The sequence below is a fragment of the Nocardia sp. NPDC057663 genome (genome assembly GCF_042799895.1).
Lineage (GTDB): Bacteria > Actinomycetota > Actinomycetes > Mycobacteriales > Mycobacteriaceae > Nocardia.
The window spans coordinates 238,119-255,699 of the sequence record NZ_JBHVHX010000004.1 but is presented as its reverse complement, the minus strand read 5'-3'; the positions used below and the strand labels follow the sequence as shown (position 1 = coordinate 255,699).

Sequence of the window (17,581 nt, the reverse complement as noted above, 5' to 3'; positions counted from 1 at the left end):
CCCCCGATGGGGGCGCCGTCGCCGCCGATCACGCCCGCTCGCCGAACTCCACCATGGTTTCGCCGCCGTCGGCAGTGTGAGAGTCGTCTAGTTCGGCCGAGAGGCAGCAAAAATAGAACGTGTTCTAGTAGGGTTCGGCTATGGAACGACTCACTGGATTGGATGCCAGTTTCCTCTATCTGGAGACCGATACCCAGCATTTACACGTCTGCGCACTGCTGATTCTCGACCCGGCCGACGGGCCGTACTCGTTCGACCACCTCCGCGACGAACTACGCAGGCGATTGCCCCTCATCCCGCACATGCGCCGCCGGGTCCACCCGGTGCCGTTCAACCTCGACCATCCGCTCTGGGTCGACGACACCGACTTCGACATCGACAACCACATCCGGCGCGCCGACCTGCCGGAGCCGGGCGGTCTCGCCGGTCTCGCCGGTCTGGCCGAGCTGATCGGTGACATCGCAAGTCGGCCGATGGATCAGAATCGGCCGCTGTGGGAGATGTCGGTGGTGGAGGGTCTCGACGACGGCAAGGTGGCGGTCGTCTGCAAGTACCACCATTCGGCCGTCGACGGCATCACCGGCACGAACATGATGATGCACCTGTGCGATCTGGAGCCGGGGCTCAGCCGTCCGGAACCCGAACCGTGGCAACCGGAACCGGTGCCCGGCGATCTCGAGCTCATCGCGCGCGCCGCGGTCCGGTTTCCCGCCAGGGCCGGGATGCTCGGCATGGTTCCCAAAACCCTCGGCATGGTCGCGGGTTTCGCGCAACGGCGGCGGAACAACGAAGCGGGGATGGCGCTTCCGTTCTCCGCGCCGCGCACGCCGTTCAATCAGGCCGTCACCGGGACACGGTCGGTCTCGTTCACCAAGACGGACCTGGGCGTGATCAAGGAGATCAAGGCCGCGTTCGGGGTGAAGGTGAACGATGTCGTGCTGACCGTGGTCGGTGGCGTGCTGCGCCGCTACCTGGCCGATCGGGGCGAGCTGCCCGATCGCTCGCTGGTCGCCTCGGTGCCGGTGTCGGTGCACGAATCGACCAGGCACACCGAGGGAATCAACAAGGTCTCGACCCTGTTCTGCCGTCTCGGCACCGATATCGCCGATCCCGTCGAGCGGCTGGAGGCGCTGGCCGTCGCCAACCGCGACGCCAAGGCCGAACATGATCTGATCGGCGCCGACTTCCTCCAGGACTGGTCGAAGTACGCCCCGCCCAACACCTTCCGCCTCGCCTCCCGCGTCTACTCGTCGCTGAAGCTGGCCGAACGGCACCCGGTGGTGCACAACCTGGTGGTCTCGAATGTGCCCGGTCCGCCGATGCCGCTGTACTTCCTCGGTGTCCGGGTGGACGGCATGTACCCGTTCGGTCCGGTCTTCCACGGCGCCGGGCTCACCGTCACCGTGCTGTCGAACTGCGGTGATCTCGATTTCGGCTTCATCGCCTGTCGTGACCTGGTTCCCGACGTCGACGCGCTGGCCGATGCGGTGCCCGCAGTGATCGACGAATTGCTGGCCGCGGCACGCGCTCGGGGCTGATCGCCCACGCCGAAAGTCCGCCCTGTTCGCCATCGGCGTCGAACAGGGTCGTCGACTACAGCCGCGCGGCCACCGCCCGGCACGCGTCGGCCAGTGCCGGCACGAACCGGTCCGGTGCGACAGCGCACGCCGCATGACCCGCCGCGACCGGATGCACGCTCGACCCGGGAATCGCGGCCGCGAGTTCGATCTGCCGGTACACCGGGATCGCCCGGTCCTTGGTCGTGATGACCACCGCGGTCGGCACCCGCAGCTCCGGCAGCCACGCGGTAGCGTCGAACGTCCCGATCTCGGCCAGCACGGGCGCGAGCGCCCATCCGCTCGTACTGCGGAATTCGCCCACCGCCCACCGCCGTAGCTGCCCCGGCACCAGGGCAGGCGGCAGTTCCGGCAGACCGCGCGTCAGCCGCCGGGCCCGCCGATACGGATAGTCGCCCATCGCCTCGGCGACGGTGGCGAAACCGCGATGGAACGCCCGCTCGCGCCGCTTCTCCTGGAAGCGATACGGAGTCGCGCAGAGCACCAGCCCGGCGACCCGGTCCGGATGCCGGTGGGCGGCGAGCAGGGAGACGATGCCGCCGAGGGAATAGCCCACGCAGACAAAGCGATCCAGGCCGAGCGCATCGGCGACCGCGACCACGTCGTCGGCACAGTCGTCGAGCCGGAACCGCGCCGATTGGATCCCGCGCCCGTGCCAGCGCTGATCGAACAGCACCACGCGATACCGCGCGCTCAGCGTTTCCAGCGCCGGAAACCAGTTCAGGGCCGCCGTGCAGGCGGTGCCGTGCAGCAGGATCAGGACGGGTGCGCCGGCTGGTCCCGGGATGTCCACGACGTAGGTCTGGCCACGCCCCGGAAGTTCGAGCATCCGTCCACCGGGAATCTCGTCGACGGCGGGCACGACGAAAGGTCCCGTCCGCACTGATCGCGCAGTTCCCACGAAGTCCTCCTCGGCAATTCTAGAACTCGTTCTAGTTGATGATGCCATATCGGCGCGCCGGCGTGACGCAGGTCGAGGTGGGGGAGCAGGCCGGGTAGCAGGGGGTGTAGCTACCTGTTCTTCGGTTTCGGTGGCGGGTCACCGAGCGCGCGGTCCAGAAGCACATCGTCAGCAGGCGCCGAGTGTTCGGTCGTGCGGCGATATCCTTGGGTTGATCGTCGAGAGGTGAGCAATGGTGCCCGTGCCTTCGTTGGGGTCGGACGTATCGGTGTAGTCGATGACCGGTGGCGATCCGCACGCGACCCAACGCGACACATCCGGGTCGGTCGTGGCGGAGCTGGCTGCGGCCGGGTTCGACGATGCGGTGGAGATCGGCCGAGGCGGATTCGGCACCGTCTTTCGATGCGCGCAACCCTCACTCGACCGGGTGGTGGCGGTGAAGGTGCTGATCGCCGATCTCGACGAGGACAATCGAGCGCGATTCTTCCGCGAGCAACGCGCTGCGGGCAGGTTGACCGGACATCCCAATATCGTGAGTGTCCTGCACGCGGGCACCACCGGGCAAGACCGGCCGTTCCTGGTCATGCCGTACTACGCCCACGGCTCCCTCGACGCTCGTCTCCGCGCCAACGGTCCGCTCGACCTGCAAGAAGCCCTGCGGCTCGGGGTGAAACTGGCGGGTGCGCTGGAGACGGCGCATCGCTCGGGGGTTCTCCACCGTGATGTCAAACCCGCCAACATCCTGTTCACCGTGTACGGCGAGCCGGCACTGGCGGATTTCGGGATAGCCCACATCGCGGGCGGGTTCCACACCGCTACCGGCGTCGTGACCGGTACACCGGCTTTCACCGCGCCGGAGGTGATCGCCGGCGAGCCACCGGGTCCCGCCGCGGATGTGTACGGCCTGGGAGCGACGTTGTTCGCCGCGATCACCGGGCATGCCGCTTTCGAACGCCGCAGCAGCGAGCAGTTGGTGGCGCAGTTCGTCAGGATCGCGTCCGAGCCGATTCCGGATCTGCGTGACTACAGCATTCCCGAGGATGTCGGCTCGGTCGTCGAACGTGCCATGGGCGCTGACGCAGGTGGCCGCCCGTCCGCCGCAGAGCTGGGTGCGCAACTCCAAGCGTCGCAGCGCCGACATGGATTTCCCGTCGACGAGATGGCGCTGCATACGCCGCATGCCGATGATGCTGGTTCACTCGAATCCAAGGAGCCCTTCCCGGCCGCACGCCACGAAGGTGACCCCTCGAAGACCCCGGCGGGTGGCGATCGTCGCGGGACGGTTCCCGCGGAATTGACCAGTTTCGTCGATCGGCGTACCGAGCTGACCGAAGCGACGAACGCCTTGTCGAGCTCGCGGTTGGTGACCTTGACCGGCACCGGCGGGGTGGGCAAGACACGACTGGCGGTGCGGGTCGCCACCGGCGCGAAGGCCCGGTTCGCCGATGGTGTGGTATTCGTGGAGCTGGGCGAGGTGCGCGACGAGTCGCTGGTGGTGGGGATCGTGGCGGGCGTACTGGGATTGCCGGACCGATCGGTGCGACCGTTGCGCGAGATGTTGAGGGAATTCCTGTCCGATCGGGAGTTCCTGATTGTTCTGGACAACTGCGAGCAAGTGGTGGCTGCCGTCGCTGAGCTCGCCGACTCCCTCCTCCGTAGCTGTCCCGGGTTGCGGATTCTCGCGACGAGTCGTGAGCCGATCGGTGTCGACGGGGAGTCGCTGTTGCCGATTCGTCCGCTCGCGGTACCCGATCCCGATCGGCTACCGAGGAGATTGTCGCAGCAGGACGCCGTGAAGTTGTTCGCCGACCGGGCAGGCGCGACCGTCGCGGGATTCGAGATCACCGATGACAACATGATCACCATCGCGCAGATCTGCCGACAGCTCGACGGCCTGCCGCTGCCGATCGAGCTGGCAGCGGCACGATTGCGGGCGATGTCGCCCGATCAGATTCTGCAGCGGCTGACCGATCGGTTCGCATTACTGACCCGCGGCACCAGAAGCGCCCCGCCGCGGCAACAGACATTGCGGATGTGCATCGACTGGAGCCACGATCTGTGCACGCCGGCCGAGCAGCAGGTGTGGGCTCAGCTGTCGGTGTTCGCCGGCGGGTTCGACTCCGATGCCGCGCGATTCGTCTGCGGCGACGGCCCCGAAGCCGTGGATTTCCTGGATACGCTGGCCTGCCTGGTCGACAAGTCGATCCTGGTCCGAGAAGAATCCGGCGCCTCGGTGCAGTTCCGAATGCTGGGCACTGTGCGTGAGTACGGTCGCGAGAAGGCGCGCACGGCCGGTGACTACCTCGAGCTGCGCCGCCGTCACCGCGACTGGTACGAACGCCAAGCAGAGGACGCGTATGCCGGTTGGGCTGGTGCCCAGACTCTCGAGTGGATCACCAGGTTGTATCGGGACCAATCGAACCTGCGGCAAGTGCTGGAATTCTGCGTTTCCGACAGCCCAGCGGTCGGCCTCCGGATCGCCGCGGCCATCTGGCCATTCTGGTTCTGCCAGGGCGCCCTCAGTGAGGGCCGTCGCTGGCTGGACCGCCTCTTGGCACGCCGCACCGGACCACTCACCGTCGACGAAGCTGCTGCGAGGTATTGCGCCTGCCTGATGGCCGCGGTGCAGGGCGACCTTCCGGCAGCGGTTGCCGTGGTGCGCGAAGGGCGAACGCTTGCCGAACAGACGACGGACCCGTTGATGCGAGCACACATCGACTTCGCCGACGGTGTCCTTGCGCTGTACGGCAGGAACGCCGGGTCGGCCCGACGCTACTTCGAGAAGGCGATCGCGGTGTATGCCCAGCGCGGCGACGTGCTTTTTCAGATCGACGCTCTCACCAACCTCGGGCTCACCTACCAGCTGCGTCATGACACCGACCGCGCGATCGAGCATTACGAGCACGCGCTCGCACTCGCGGACGAGACAGGAGAAACGATCTACCGCTCGTACCTGCTGTGCTCGCTGGCCGTGGCGCTGTGGCGGCAGGGAAACCCGGCGCGCGCGACCCAGCTCCTCGGGGAGTCACTGCAGGTCAGCCGCACAGTCAACGACCGCACGAACTCGAGCGCGTGCCTGCAGGTGCTGGCGTGGATAGCTGCCGAGCAACGCGATGCCGAGCGCGCGGTCGTGCTGACCGCGGCCGCGGAGCAGATCGGCCGGTCCGTGGGCACCGGACCCGTGCCGATTCCGGATCTGGCTGTCCACCAGGAAGAGTGCGAGCGCTTCACCCGACAGGCGATGACTGAAAAGAGCTATTCCGCCGCGCGACGGGAGGGCGCCGCGTTGAGTTTCGATGCCGCGATCACCTATGCATTACGCGAGCACAAGCCGCCCGCATCGACCGATCCTGTCGGCCGCAAGTTGACCAAGCGGGAGCGGGAAGTCGCCCTCCTGGTTGCCGAAGGGCTCACCAACCGGGAAATCGCCCATCGCCTCGTCATCTCACCACGTACTGCCCAGGGGCATGTCGAGCATCTGCTGACCAAGCTTGGGTTCACCTCCAGGGCGCAGATTGCGGCATGGATAGCAGCATCGCAGAATCCCAAGCCTGAGCCAAGGAAACCTGCAGCTGCTGTTTCAGGCCGCGAACCGTGACACTGTCGGTCCGCCGCGGGCGCAGCGCGTCCTCCACCTTCTGAACAAATCGCCCGCGAGGCCGTCGCGAGGGTAGTCGAGCTCGGATTCGCGGATGAATATGCTGCGGAACACCAATCGGGACGATTGGTTGTCGCCGCCGATATTGGCCCGCCACTGCCCGCGCCCGACGATTGTCGGCGTGAGAATCACCAATTTTTCGTCGCCGGGTGCGCGAATATTCACCTGCCGCGTGCCGGTCGAAGGGCCGAGCTCATGACCAATCTCGCCTGGAACCTGAAGAATTCGGCCGAACGGTTTCCTGCACGCCCGGCAGTTCGGCTCGACGATCAGGTGCTGACCTACGCCGAGTTCGACGATCTGAGTTCGCGGGTGGCGGGCTGGTTGCGGGAGCGCGGCTACGCGCCCGGTGACCGGGTCGGCATCATGTTGCCCAATGTCATCGCCTTCCCGGTGATCTATTACGGAGTCCTGCGGGCCGGTCTGATCGCGGTGCCGATGAACCCGCTGCTGAAGGAACGCGAGGTGCGCCACCATCTGGACGATGCCGGTGCCACGCTGCTGTTCGCCTGGCACACCGCGCTCACCGAAGTCGCCTCCGCCGTGGTGACGTGCGAGGCGAGCGCGGTCACGGTGACCGAAGGGAAGCTCGCCGAGATCGCCTCGTGGCCCGCGCTGGTCGAGGTGACCGAGCGCGACGACGAGGACACAGCGGTCATCCTGTACACATCCGGAACGACCGGGGCGCCGAAAGGTGCCGAGCTGACGCACGCCAACCTGCGGGCCAACGCCGCTGTCACCGCCCGGACGCTGCTGGAGGCCACGCCCGAGGACGTCATCATGGGCTGCCTGCCGCTGTTCCATTCTTTCGGGCAGACCGCAGGCCTGAATGTCGCCGTGCTGTGTGGGGCCGGTATCACGCTGATCCCGAGGTTCGACCCGGCCGCGGTGCTGAAGCTGATCGAACGGGACCGGGTGACGGTATTCGAGGGAGTCCCGACGATGTACGTAGGCCTGCTCAGCGCGGGGCGTGAGGTCGCCGACACCTCGACCTTGCGCGTGTGTCTGTCCGGTGGCGCGGCGCTGCCGGTGGAGGTCCTTCGTGGGTTCGCCGACACCTTCGGCGTGCAGGTCCTCGAGGGGTACGGGTTGTCGGAGACCTCCCCGGTCGCCTCGTTCAATCGCGTCGCCGCGGCGAAGCCGGGTTCCATCGGCACCCCGGTCGAAGGCGTGCAGATGCGCGTCGTCGACAGCGACGGCAACGATGTCGCGCCGGGCGAAGTCGGCGAAATCGTCATCCGCGGGCACAACGTGATGAAGGGGTACTGGAACCGGCCCGAGGCGACCGCCGAGGCGATCAGGGACGGCTGGTTCTACACCGGCGACATGGCCAGGCAGGACGGCGACGGCTATTTCGCTGTCGTCGACCGCAAGAAGGACCTCATCATCCGGGGCGGGTTCAATGTGTACCCCCGCGAGATCGAGGAAGTGCTGTACGAGCATCCGGAAGTACTGGAAGCAGCGGTGATCGGCGTGCAGCATCGGACTCACGGCGAGGAGGTCGCTGCTGTCGTCGCGCTGAAGGCCGGGTGCACCACGACGGCGGATCAGTTGCGCGAATACGTGAAAGCCCGTGTCGCCGCCTACAAGTATCCACGCCACGTGTGGTTCGTCGAGGCACTTCCCAAGGGTCCTACGGGAAAGGTGCTCAAGCGTGCCATTGTCGTTCCCGAGGAGCTGTCATGACCGAGTCGTATGAGATGCCGACTACCACCTCCATCGCGGGACTCGAGTCCTTCGTGGGACGACACCTCGGCACGAGCGAGTGGCTCGAGGTCACCCAATCGCGGGTCGACACCTTCGCGGATGCCACCGACGACCACCAGTGGATCCATGTCGATCCCGAGCGTGCCGCCCGGGAGAGCCCCTTCGGCGGGCCTGTCGCGCACGGCTATCTCACGTTGTCGTTGCTGCCCTATCTCTGGCCGCAGGTTCTCGCAGTCACCGATGCGGTGGTGGCCGTGAATTACGGCCTCAACAAGGTCCGCTTTCCGAGTCCGGTTCCGATCGGCGCGAAGGTCCGCCTCAATGCGACCCTGCAGTCGGTCGATCGGGTCTTTGGCGGAGTCCAGGTGACTATCGCCGCCGTCGTCGAGATCAGCGGTGCGGCAAAGCCGGCGTGTATCGCCGAGCCGGTCTATCGGTACTTGCAGCAGATCTGACCAGGCACATCGTTACCTCGCACCGGTGCCCCGTAGCGCTTCCAGCGCTACGGGGCACCGGCCGTTCGGTCCACCTCCGTCTCGGTGCCGAGCTCTGCTATTCGGCCATCACGTAGGTGCCCGGCGCGCCGCCGAGCGGACGGAAGTCGGCGTTGCCGAGCGCCGCCGGCGACGGCTTCTCCTGCCCGGAGCGGTCGCCGAGCCACGCGGCGTAGTCCGGCCACCATGACCCCTGCACGGTGGTTGCGGCGCCGCGCCAGTCGGCGGGGTCGAGTGAATTGTCGTCCGACACCTGGTAGCTGGACTTGCGGTTACCGGGTGGATTGACCAGCGCAGCGATATGACCGTTGGTCGACAGGACGAAACGCACCTTGCCACCGAGCAATTGACTGCTGCGGTAGCAGTTGGCCCAGGGGCAGAGGTGGTCGGCGGAGCCTGCCACGACGTAGGAATCGACGGTGATCTCGCCGAGGTCGACGGGAGTCCCGAGAACCGTGATCGATCCGGGGGTGGCGAGTTTGTTGTGCACAGCGGCCTCGATGAAGTCGCGGTGCAAAGCAGCGGGCATCCGGGTGGTGTCGGCGTTCCAGAACAGGATGTCGAATTTCGGTGGTGTCCTGCCTTGCAGATAGTTGTTGACCCAGTAGTTCCAGACCAGGTCCGCGGGACGAAGCCAGGCGAAGACCTCCGCGAGATCGCGGCCGTCCAGGTAGCCCTTGCGTTTCGACTGGGCGATCGCCGTCCGTGCGATGGCCTCGTCGACGAGCGATCCGGCGACTCCGGCCCTGTTCTGGTCGATCATCGTGACGAGCAGGCTGAGGCTGGCCAGTGTGCCGACCCGCCCGATCGCCGCGCGGTGTGCGGCCGCCAGGGCGGTGATCAAGCCACCCGAGCAGGCAGCCAGCGTATGCACGGATCCGGCTCCGCTGATCCGGTCGACCACCGAGAACGCATCGATGACGGCTTCGGCGTACGCATCGATGCCCCACGTGCTGTGGCGTTCGTCCGGGTTGCGCCACGAGATCACGAACACTTGCTGGCCCTGCTGGACCAGATACTCGATCAGGCTACGGCCGGGTGCGAGGTCGAGGACGTAGTACTTGTTGATGGTCGGCGGGACGATCAACAGGGGCACGCCGCGCACGGTCTCGGTCTGGGGCACATACTGGATCAGTTCGAACATCGGCGACCGGTACACGACGGCGCCCGGCGTGACCGCGAGGTCGGCGCCCACTCTGAAGGCGTCGGGCTCGGCCATCGCCGGGATCCGCGGCGAGCTGGCGAAGTCCCGAATGAGGTTGCGCGGGCCCGCGATCGCATTGGCGCCGCTGGTGGCGAAGAACGTCCTCCAGGCGACGGGGCTGATCAGCGGATTATTGCTGGGCGATACGGCTTCCATGATGTTCGACGTCACGAACTTCATCCGTTCGGCGTCGCGCCATTCCATCGGCGCGTCCTTCAGGAGACCTTCGGCCGTCTCGGACGCGGCCAGGTAGGCCTGGACAACGCGCTTCAACAGTGGATTGTCCGACCATGCCGGATCCGCGAAACGGCGGTCGCGGCGCTGCGGCGCGACCTTCGATGTGCCCTTGGCGATCCGGCCGAGTTCGTCCAGCAGGCCGCCGACCCGCGTGGCTACGCGATCAGGGTGCTGGGCCAATGCGTCCAGGAATCGAACTCCCGCACTGCCGGGAAGCCACCGGCTCGCCGATCCCAACGCGGCCTGCGTCAGTAGCTGGTCGAGCGGCATGGCGAACTCCGGAGTGTCACTCGTGTCGTTGATGGCGTCTCCCCTCATCCTTGTCGGCTGCGGTGGATCTGCTCATCGACTCCGGCGGCGAACGCATGATGACCCGCATCTCAGTGCGGCCACCGTGCCGAATGCGTGCACACACAGTGGCGCAACGTGCCGGTTCGGCCAATGTCGGCACCGACAAGATCGTGGGGCGGAACGTGTCGGCCCCCACAGTCCGGCTGTCGGCCGCGACGGGGCGACGTCGTCGTGGATAGCCTGACGAGGTGCCCTCTGTCAGCCTCACTCCGCCGGTGACAAGACTCGCCGCCAACCTGCTCGAGCAGATCGATCCGCTGGCCGACGAGCTGGTAGCCCGGATCACCGATCAGATCGAGATCTACCGCCAGGCGAGCATCGTCGATCGTCGCGAGTTGAAGCAATCGCTGATAGACAACATGCATCAGATCCTCGGTCGGTTGAGTGGTAGCGCCGAGCGCGACCTGTCGGCGCCGAGTCGAACCGGGCGTGCGCGTGCCGCGCAGGGTATACCGCTGCCGGAGATCCTGCGCGCGTACCGACTCGGCTTCGCCTTCGTCTGGCAGCGACTACTCGACACGGCCCGGAGTGCGGGGCAGCGGTCGGTCGATGCACTCCTCGACGCCGCGACGACGATTTGGGAGCTGGCCGACGACTACTCGCTCGCCCTGACCGATTCCTATCGGCAGGAGGTGGGCGAGCGGATGATCGCCGCCGATCGCCGCCGATCCGGCATCATCTCGGCAATCCTCGACGGCCCCGGATCCAGCTCGCACAGTGCGTGGGAGGTCGCGAAGCTGCTGGACCTTCCCTATGTCGGCACCTTCCTCGTGCTGGTCGCGGAGGCAACGGGCAGGCGTTCATCGCCCCTTCCACATCTCGAGGACCGTCTCCGGCAGCTCGACGTGGGCTCGGCCTGGCGTTCGCAACCCGACCATGAGATCGGTGTGCTCTCGCTGGGACAGCGCCGCGATCCGGAGGAGGTTCTCGCGTGCATCGGCAAGGCGGCTGACGGGCGGGTAGGCATCAGCCCCCGATTCGACCGTCTCGACGGTGCGGCGCGAGCCTTGCGATTGGCACAGGTGGCTCTCGAAACAGTGCCTCCCGGAACGAAAGCCATCCGCCAGTTGGAGGACGAACCGCACATCGACCTGATCGTCCGGGACAAAGAAACGACTCGCCGTTTCGTGGAGCGCGTCCTGCGCTCTGTGCTCACATTGCCCGACTACGAACGCACGACCTTGCTCGCGACAGCGACGGCGTGGATCGAGGTGCACGGCTCCGCCGCCGAGGCGGGCCGGCTTCTCTACTGCCACGAGAACACTGTCCGGCACCGTATCCATCGCCTCGAGGAGCACCTCGGAGGTTCGCTCGACGATCCACGGAAGCTGGGCGATCTGACCACCGCGCTGCAGGCGATCCGCACGTTTCCCGAGCTCGGCAACCGCGCGGACGGAATCTCGTGAGCGACATCGTCCGCGAATTGCGGGTGGACGGGCGCTCCTTGCGCGTCGCTGTCCGAGCCGGGGAGGGCACGCCGCTCGTACTGTGCAACGGTATCGGCGCGAGCCTGGATCTGCTCCAACCGTTCGTCGATCGGCTCGACCCGGACATCCCGGTCGTCCGCTTCGACGTGCCGGGCATCGGCGAGTCCGAACTACCGCGCCTGCCTTACAATTTCGCGACGTTGGCCTGGCAACTGGGACGGGTTCTCGACGAACTCGGTTGCCGCGAGGTGGACATGCTCGGAATCTCCTGGGGTGGGGGCCTGGCCCAGCAGTTCGCCTTCCAGAACCCCCGCCGATGCCGTCGCTTGGTGCTCGTCGCCACCGCGACGGGGATGCTGATGGTCCCCGCTTCGCCGCGGGTGCTGAGCAAGATGATCACGCCGCGTCGCTACCGCGATCCCGCCTATGCCGCCACGATCGCCGCGACCCTCTACGGCGGGCGCCTGCGCGACGAGCCGCTGCTCGCGAAGGAGATCCTCTACCGCCACGCACCTCTCGCCCGCGGTCGCGGCTACGCCCTGCAGTTGATCGCCGGCGCGGGCTGGAGCAGTCTCCCGTTCCTGCCGCTGATCCGGCAGCCCACGCTGATCCTCGCCGGCGACGACGACCCGATCATCCCCCTCGTCAACGCGAGGATCATGCACCTGCTCATGCCCCGTTCGACCCTTCATGTCTACCCGGACGGTCATCTCGGGCTCGTCACCCGCGCCGACGACCTCGCCCCGCGCATCGCCGACTTCCTGCAGCGCTGAGCGCGGCCGGATCGGTCGGGACCGTGCCGGCCGAGCCATGCTGCAGAGTGCACGGTCTACCCCCAGACACGCCGCGTCGCGGGCATATCGGCATTCCCCGTTGCTTCCGGTACCACGCCGAGTACCTGGTGAATCCCGAGTCCGCCGTCTTCGAAGCCCAGCGCGGAGGCGGCCATATAGAGCCGCCACACTCGTGCTCGCCCTTCGCCGACGAGTGAAACTGCTTGTTCCCAAGCGTTTTCCAGATTCGCGACCCACTGGCGAAGGGTGCGCGCGTAGTGCTCGCGCAGGGCTTCGACGTCACGAACTTCGAATCCGGCGCGTTCCATGGCCAAGACGACTTCGCCCACGTCGACGAGTTCGCCGTCCGGGAAGACATAGCGCCCGATGAAGGAACGATTCTGCATGATGGAGCCGCCCGGCGAGGAGATGGCGTGGTTGAGCAGCCGTCCGCGCGGGCGCAGCAGTGCGCGCAGGGTGTCGAAGTACTCGGCGGCGCGCTGGGAGCCGACGTGTTCGAACATGCCGATCGAGGAGATGGCGTCGAACTCTTCGCCGCGTAGATCCCGATAATCGGCCAGCCTGATCTCGACACTGCCCGACAGCCCCGCGTCGGCGACTCGTCGGCGGGCGAGCTCGACCTGAGCACTGCTGATGGTGACGCCGACGACCTGCGCCCCATAGGTCGACGCCGCGTGCATCGCCATGGAACCCCAGCCGCATCCCACGTCGAGCAGGCGCATACCCGACTGCTCGGCCATGCCCAATTTGCGGCAGATCAGGTCGTGCTTGGCGCGCTGTGCGTCTTCCAAGGAGCCGTCGTCGCCGGGCACGAACCGCGCGCAGGAATAGGTCATGCTCGGTCCGAGCACCAGCCGGTAGAAATCGTTGCCGACGTCATAGTGATGACTGATCGCCGACGCATCGCGAGGTTTGGTGTGCAACGGTCCGCGCCGCGGTCGGGCCTCCTCCGGTGGTCGTGCCGGGCGGCGACCGAGCGCCCCGAGTTGCCGTGCCGCGCCGATGGCCTGCCAGGCCGCACCGAAACCGAGGCGGGCATCGTTCGGCGCTGTCGACTGGAGTGCTCGAAGCATCGTGAAAATGTCGCCCTCGAGATCCACTGTGCCGGAGACGAATGCACGCGCCAAGCCGAGTTCGCCAGGCGCCCAGACCAGGTGGCGCAGCGCGTCCGCGGATCGCACGCGCATGGTGCCGGGGCCGGCACCATCGGGTTGGATCGTGCTGCCATCCCAGAATTCGAATCCCACCGCAGGGTGCGGGCCCAAGGTGGCTCGCAGCAGAGGTTCGAACGCGGCAGCGACCGTGGTCTGGTTACCCATCCGACCACTATGGCCCGCGTCGCGCCGCTGCCCTGGCAGCGACGCGACCCCATCCGTGCCGCAGGTCGAGGACGCGGCGCGTCCAGGTAAAGGTTGCGATCTCCTACGTCCGGGTTTTCGGTGTCGTCGGAGTCCTTGCCTCGCTGCGGTGCTGGTCCCACCAGGCGGCGCCGTCATGGTGAGAGGGGTTCGAGTCTTTCGGCTGCGCCGGTGCGCTGGGTATGCCGAGGACCCTCAGTCGCCAGTCGTCCTCACGGATCGAGGCCACGATGCGGACGGGAACGACTGCCGCGAGCAGCAGGTAGTTGCCCACACAGATCATCAGACAGATCGGGGGAATGGAGACCACGGTCGCGGTCCCGAGGGTGCCCATCTCGATCGGATCGCGGGAGATAGCAAGCAGGTTCCCACAGATACTGGCCAGCACGGCGGCGACCAGCAGCAGCTCGTAGACCCGCACCATGGGCGTGATCTTCTCGTCGCGGATACCCACCAACGTGACGAAGGTGCTGGCGACCAGCGCGACAGTGAGCCCGACCACCACCGGCCACAACCAGGTCAGGTGCTCAGGAACTCCTGCCGCCCGAGCAAGGGTGGAGGTGAAGGTGAACGACGCAATCGCCGCAGCAACAACCAATAGGGACCCTAAGCCCACAAGCAGCTTCGGAACCGTGAACGGAACAGGGCGGGGGAAAGGGTCCGTGTGGTCCATCAGGCTCCATCCTACGGGCTACGGCCACCAAACATGCAGGCACTCAACAGCGTACGGCCACGCGCGAAGTAGACACCGCACAAACTCGTCTCCGCTACCCGACTTCCGGCTGTGGTTCTCGGTCTCGCGGGGTCCCTATTTCCGCCAGAATCTCCCCGGCCGCGCGCTCTCCCGACCGCACCGCACCCTCGAGGTACCCGGTCCACCGAGGCGCGGTTTCGGTGCCCGCCCAATGGATCGGACCGGTCGGCCTTCCCGCATGCGCCAGGGCGTGGAGCGCCCCGGGCATCGGCAGCGCGCTGTAGCCGCCACCCACGTGCGGGTCATGATGCCACGACTTCTCGTGCCAGCTCAGGGGATTCATCGTCCGCGCACCGAAATGATCGGCCAGAGAGCCCAACACGGTGTTCCGGCGATCCTCTGCCGAGAGCCGATCCAGAGCGCGCGCAGAGCGGCCGGGGACCAAGACACACAGATGCCCCGGACCGTCGGCCGGTGAGATGTCGAATGCGACGGGAACCGGACCGCTCAGGTCGAGAACTTCTCCGCTGTATCCGTTCTCGCGCCAGAACGGGGTGTCGTAGACCGCGACCGCTTTGTAGATCGTGCCCATCACGGTTCCGGTCTGAACCAGCAGACGTTCCGCGGGCAACGGCGGCTCGTGCCGGATCGCGGCGGCGATCAACGGCGGTGCGGTGACGATCGCCCGGATAGCACGGACCGGCCCGGACGGGGTGCCCACCAGGACACCATCGGCCGTCCGCGTCATGGTCGTGGCCGGTCGATTCAGCTGCACCAGCGGCCCGAGCTCGGTGGCGAGCGCGTCGGCGAGACCCCCGGCCCCGCCCGAGATCAGCGATTCCTGTGCGCCACCGGCGGTTCCGAGCATGACCCGCAACCCGCCCGCCGACCGGAGCCCGGTCATGAGTGCCCCCACCGACACTTGGTCGAGGTCACACGCCAGCGCTTCGGACAGGATGACATCGAGGAACCGCCGCGTCCGGCTACCGGGAATCCGTGCGACCCAGCCGGCCACTGTCACCCGATCGGACCTCGTGCGGAAAGGTAAGCGGGACAACACCTCCAGCCTCAGCAGTGCCAGCCCGGTCGAGAGCATGGTCAGCGGCGCGGACCCAATCCTGCGACCACCGTCGACCACCAGCGGTGTCCCCGGAGAGGCGGTGCGGAACAGGCTCATCCCGAATTCCGCCGCGAGGGCGGTCACTCGCGCGTGATCGTGACCGATCCACTGGCCACCCAGATCGACCGGCGAGCCCGCGTTGGATCGCACAGTGAACGCGCGCCCGCCCACCCGATTCGCCGATTCGAGCATGAGAACGTCCACACCACGCGATCGCAGGACCCGTGCCGCGGTCAGTCCAGCGAATCCTGCCCCCACAATGACAACTGTCGTCTCTTCCATGACCGCCTCCCGGTTATGCAACGCATGTTGTACAACAAGTGTGTCATAACCCGATATGCTGTGGCTATGCCTCGACAGGTCGATACTGCGGCCCGACTCGCCGCCGTGAGCGACGCGGTACTGTCCCTCGCGGTCGACGGGGGATTCGGCGCGGTGACAATACGGGCGGTGGCCGACCGCATCGGCGCGTCCACCTCGGTCGTGACCCACTATGTGGGCGGCCGGGACACTATGCTGCGCATCGCGATTCGCCGTCAGATCGACCTGCGCCGCGCCGAGGGTGAGGCGGTGCTGGAGGGGGTGAAAGGCGCGGCGGCACTGCGTGCACTCGTCGAGTGGGCGGTACTGACTCCGGATGAGCAGACGCACCGGGTGTGGCTGGCGCTCGTGCTCGGCAGTCGTGGCGAACCCGTGCTGCGTGCCGAACTCGATCTGTTCAACGACTGGTGGGACAGCCGTGTGCGGGGCCTGCTGGCCGACACGGGCATCGCCGAGCCCGATATCGGTGCCGCGTGTGATGTCCTCGATGTGGTGGTCGATGGGCTGGTGGTCACCGGCTTCGACGAGGGGCGCCCGTGGTCACCCGCGCGTCGGAAACGCGCGCTGACCGCGCTCTGGGCGGCCCTCGAATTGTCAGAGCTCAGGGTGCTTCGACTCCACCCCTAGGTCGGTGGAGGTGTGGCCGTGAGCTCGTTGCGGAGAATATCCAGGTCGGCGTCGTCATCGTAAGCCGCTCGCGGACGCCGGGCTCACCGGCGACGCATCTACGTTGCCCGGTACATCGTCAGCCTTGCGGCAGTTGAACTTTCAGGATTCGCGGGCTGCGATCGCGGCTTGGATTCGCCGTAGTGTGCGCAGGCCCTTCTTCGCGGCGACGCTCACCATGCCGTCGAAGACTGTCGAACCCCGGTCGTGGGCCATCAGCCGTTCCAGCGTCGGTACGGCACGATCGTCGCCGGTAGAACCGAGAGCGACTGCCGCCCAGTACCGTTGGTTCGGGTCGTCGCTGTCGGCTGCCGCGCACAGCCTCGGGATCACGTCCGGGGTGAAGGTGGCCAGCGCGCTGGCGATATAGCCGATGCGGTAGTACCGGCGGTTCTCGAATTCGTCCCAGAGTGCGGCCAGGGCGGCATCGCCGCCGATCTGGCCGAGGGACTCGGCGGCACGTTCGCGCATTCCGGCAATCGAGTCCCGCAGCACGGGCGCGAGCGCTGGGACGACCGATTCGTCGCCGAGTAGGCCCAGCGCGATCACCGCTTGCTCTCGAGCCATCTGCTGTGGGTGGTCCAGCATCGCGACCAAGCCGGGAACCGCGTCGCGGACGCCGAGCGCCGCACAGCCCATCGCGGCCCACGCCTGGCAGTTGTACCGGGTGTCGGCCAGTGACGCGAGCAGTGGTGCTGTCAGAGTGTCGTCGCCGAAGACCGCGGCCCGGTTCAGCGCACGGCTGTACAGCGACCGGTGGTAGTCGGGATAGTCGCGGACGAGCGCGCACAGTGCTTCCTTGGCGGATGCGTCGCCGTCAGCAGCCCGCGCGAGCAGAAGCCGCAGATTCTCCTCGCGGGTCTCGAGGTCGCCGTCTTTGAGGCATCGCGCGTCAGCTGGGTTCACCAGCCAACGGTACCTGGCGACGGTCCGCGGCTCCTGTCCGCTTGCTTGCCGAACCAGCAAAGTTGCTTGCCGGACCTCGCTGCGTCGGCCAAAACTGGCGGGACGGACCGAAGCTCCCGACCACCCAGGAAGAAACGATGAATAGCGCAGCTCAACCGTCGACAGT

At 66.9% G+C, this 17,581-nt stretch carries 13 protein-coding genes; 7 read left to right on the top strand and 6 right to left on the bottom strand.

Annotation, left to right across the window (positions count from 1 at the left end; genetic code table 11):
- Positions 1 to 140: 140 nt before the first annotated feature.
- Positions 141 to 1,538, top strand: a complete 1,398-nt coding sequence (locus ACFVAV_RS12415) for a wax ester/triacylglycerol synthase family O-acyltransferase (RefSeq protein WP_379034112.1) — start codon at positions 141 to 143, stop codon at positions 1,536 to 1,538.
- A gap of 55 nt (positions 1,539 to 1,593) precedes the next feature.
- Here ACFVAV_RS12415 and ACFVAV_RS12410 read toward each other — a convergent pair whose 3' ends face one another.
- A complete protein-coding gene (locus tag ACFVAV_RS12410) occupies positions 1,594 to 2,478 on the bottom strand; it encodes an alpha/beta fold hydrolase (RefSeq protein WP_379034110.1) in 885 nt (294 codons plus the stop codon).
- A 277-nt stretch (positions 2,479 to 2,755) separates the two neighbouring features.
- Between ACFVAV_RS12410 and ACFVAV_RS12405 the strand changes: the two genes are divergently transcribed.
- The 3 genes from ACFVAV_RS12405 to ACFVAV_RS12395 all read left to right on the top strand — a co-directional run bounded on the left by ACFVAV_RS12405 (position 2,756) and on the right by ACFVAV_RS12395 (position 8,298).
- On the top strand, positions 2,756 to 6,076 hold the full coding sequence (locus tag ACFVAV_RS12405; RefSeq protein WP_379034108.1) for a protein kinase: 3,321 nt from the start codon (positions 2,756 to 2,758) through the stop codon (positions 6,074 to 6,076).
- 255 nt (positions 6,077 to 6,331) lie between these two features.
- The gene (locus ACFVAV_RS12400) at positions 6,332 to 7,822 is read left to right on the top strand and encodes a long-chain fatty acid--CoA ligase (RefSeq protein WP_379034106.1); all 1,491 of its coding nucleotides are present in this window, start codon (positions 6,332 to 6,334) and stop codon (positions 7,820 to 7,822) included.
- Entirely contained in the window at positions 7,819 to 8,298 is a 480-nt protein-coding gene (locus ACFVAV_RS12395; RefSeq protein ID WP_379034104.1) for a MaoC family dehydratase, read from the top strand. Before ACFVAV_RS12400 ends, ACFVAV_RS12395 begins: the two co-directional genes overlap by 4 nt.
- A 97-nt stretch (positions 8,299 to 8,395) precedes the next feature.
- Here ACFVAV_RS12395 and ACFVAV_RS12390 read toward each other — a convergent pair whose 3' ends face one another.
- Positions 8,396 to 10,096 (bottom strand): PHA/PHB synthase family protein, encoded by a 1,701-nt coding sequence (locus ACFVAV_RS12390; RefSeq protein WP_379034102.1) that lies wholly within the window; start codon positions 10,094 to 10,096, stop codon positions 8,396 to 8,398.
- Between the two features lie 221 nt (positions 10,097 to 10,317).
- On the opposite strand from ACFVAV_RS12390, the gene ACFVAV_RS12385 reads away from it, so the two are divergent.
- Together ACFVAV_RS12385 and phaZ are read left to right on the top strand one after the other, a co-directional pair.
- A complete protein-coding gene (locus tag ACFVAV_RS12385; protein WP_379034100.1) occupies positions 10,318 to 11,535 on the top strand; it encodes a PucR family transcriptional regulator in 1,218 nt (405 codons plus the stop codon).
- Positions 11,532 to 12,329, top strand: coding sequence for a poly(3-hydroxyalkanoate) depolymerase (gene phaZ / locus ACFVAV_RS12380; RefSeq protein WP_379034098.1), 798 nt, complete (start codon positions 11,532 to 11,534; stop codon positions 12,327 to 12,329). The genes ACFVAV_RS12385 and phaZ overlap by 4 nt, the downstream gene beginning before the upstream one ends.
- Before the next feature lie 56 nt (positions 12,330 to 12,385).
- On the opposite strand, the gene ACFVAV_RS12375 is transcribed toward phaZ, so the two are convergent.
- The 3 genes from ACFVAV_RS12375 to ACFVAV_RS12365 form a co-directional block, all read right to left on the bottom strand.
- Positions 12,386 to 13,669, bottom strand: coding sequence for a class I SAM-dependent methyltransferase (locus tag ACFVAV_RS12375; RefSeq protein WP_379034096.1), 1,284 nt, complete (start codon positions 13,667 to 13,669; stop codon positions 12,386 to 12,388).
- A gap of 103 nt (positions 13,670 to 13,772) precedes the next feature.
- Positions 13,773 to 14,381, bottom strand: a complete 609-nt coding sequence (locus tag ACFVAV_RS12370) for a hypothetical protein (protein WP_379034094.1) — start codon at positions 14,379 to 14,381, stop codon at positions 13,773 to 13,775.
- 94 nt (positions 14,382 to 14,475) lie between these two features.
- Positions 14,476 to 15,804, bottom strand: a complete 1,329-nt coding sequence (locus ACFVAV_RS12365; RefSeq protein ID WP_379034092.1) for a flavin monoamine oxidase family protein — start codon at positions 15,802 to 15,804, stop codon at positions 14,476 to 14,478.
- 168 nt (positions 15,805 to 15,972) lie between these two features.
- On the opposite strand from ACFVAV_RS12365, the gene ACFVAV_RS12360 reads away from it, so the two are divergent.
- The gene (locus ACFVAV_RS12360; RefSeq protein WP_379034090.1) at positions 15,973 to 16,470 is read left to right on the top strand and encodes a hypothetical protein; all 498 of its coding nucleotides are present in this window, start codon (positions 15,973 to 15,975) and stop codon (positions 16,468 to 16,470) included.
- Between the two features lie 141 nt (positions 16,471 to 16,611).
- Here the strand turns inward: ACFVAV_RS12360 and ACFVAV_RS12355 are convergent, their stop codons facing one another.
- Positions 16,612 to 17,415 carry a HEAT repeat domain-containing protein gene (locus ACFVAV_RS12355; protein ID WP_379034088.1) on the bottom strand — a complete coding sequence of 268 codons (804 nt, stop codon included), beginning with the start codon at positions 17,413 to 17,415 and terminating at the stop codon, positions 16,612 to 16,614.
- Positions 17,416 to 17,581 lie beyond the last annotated feature (166 nt).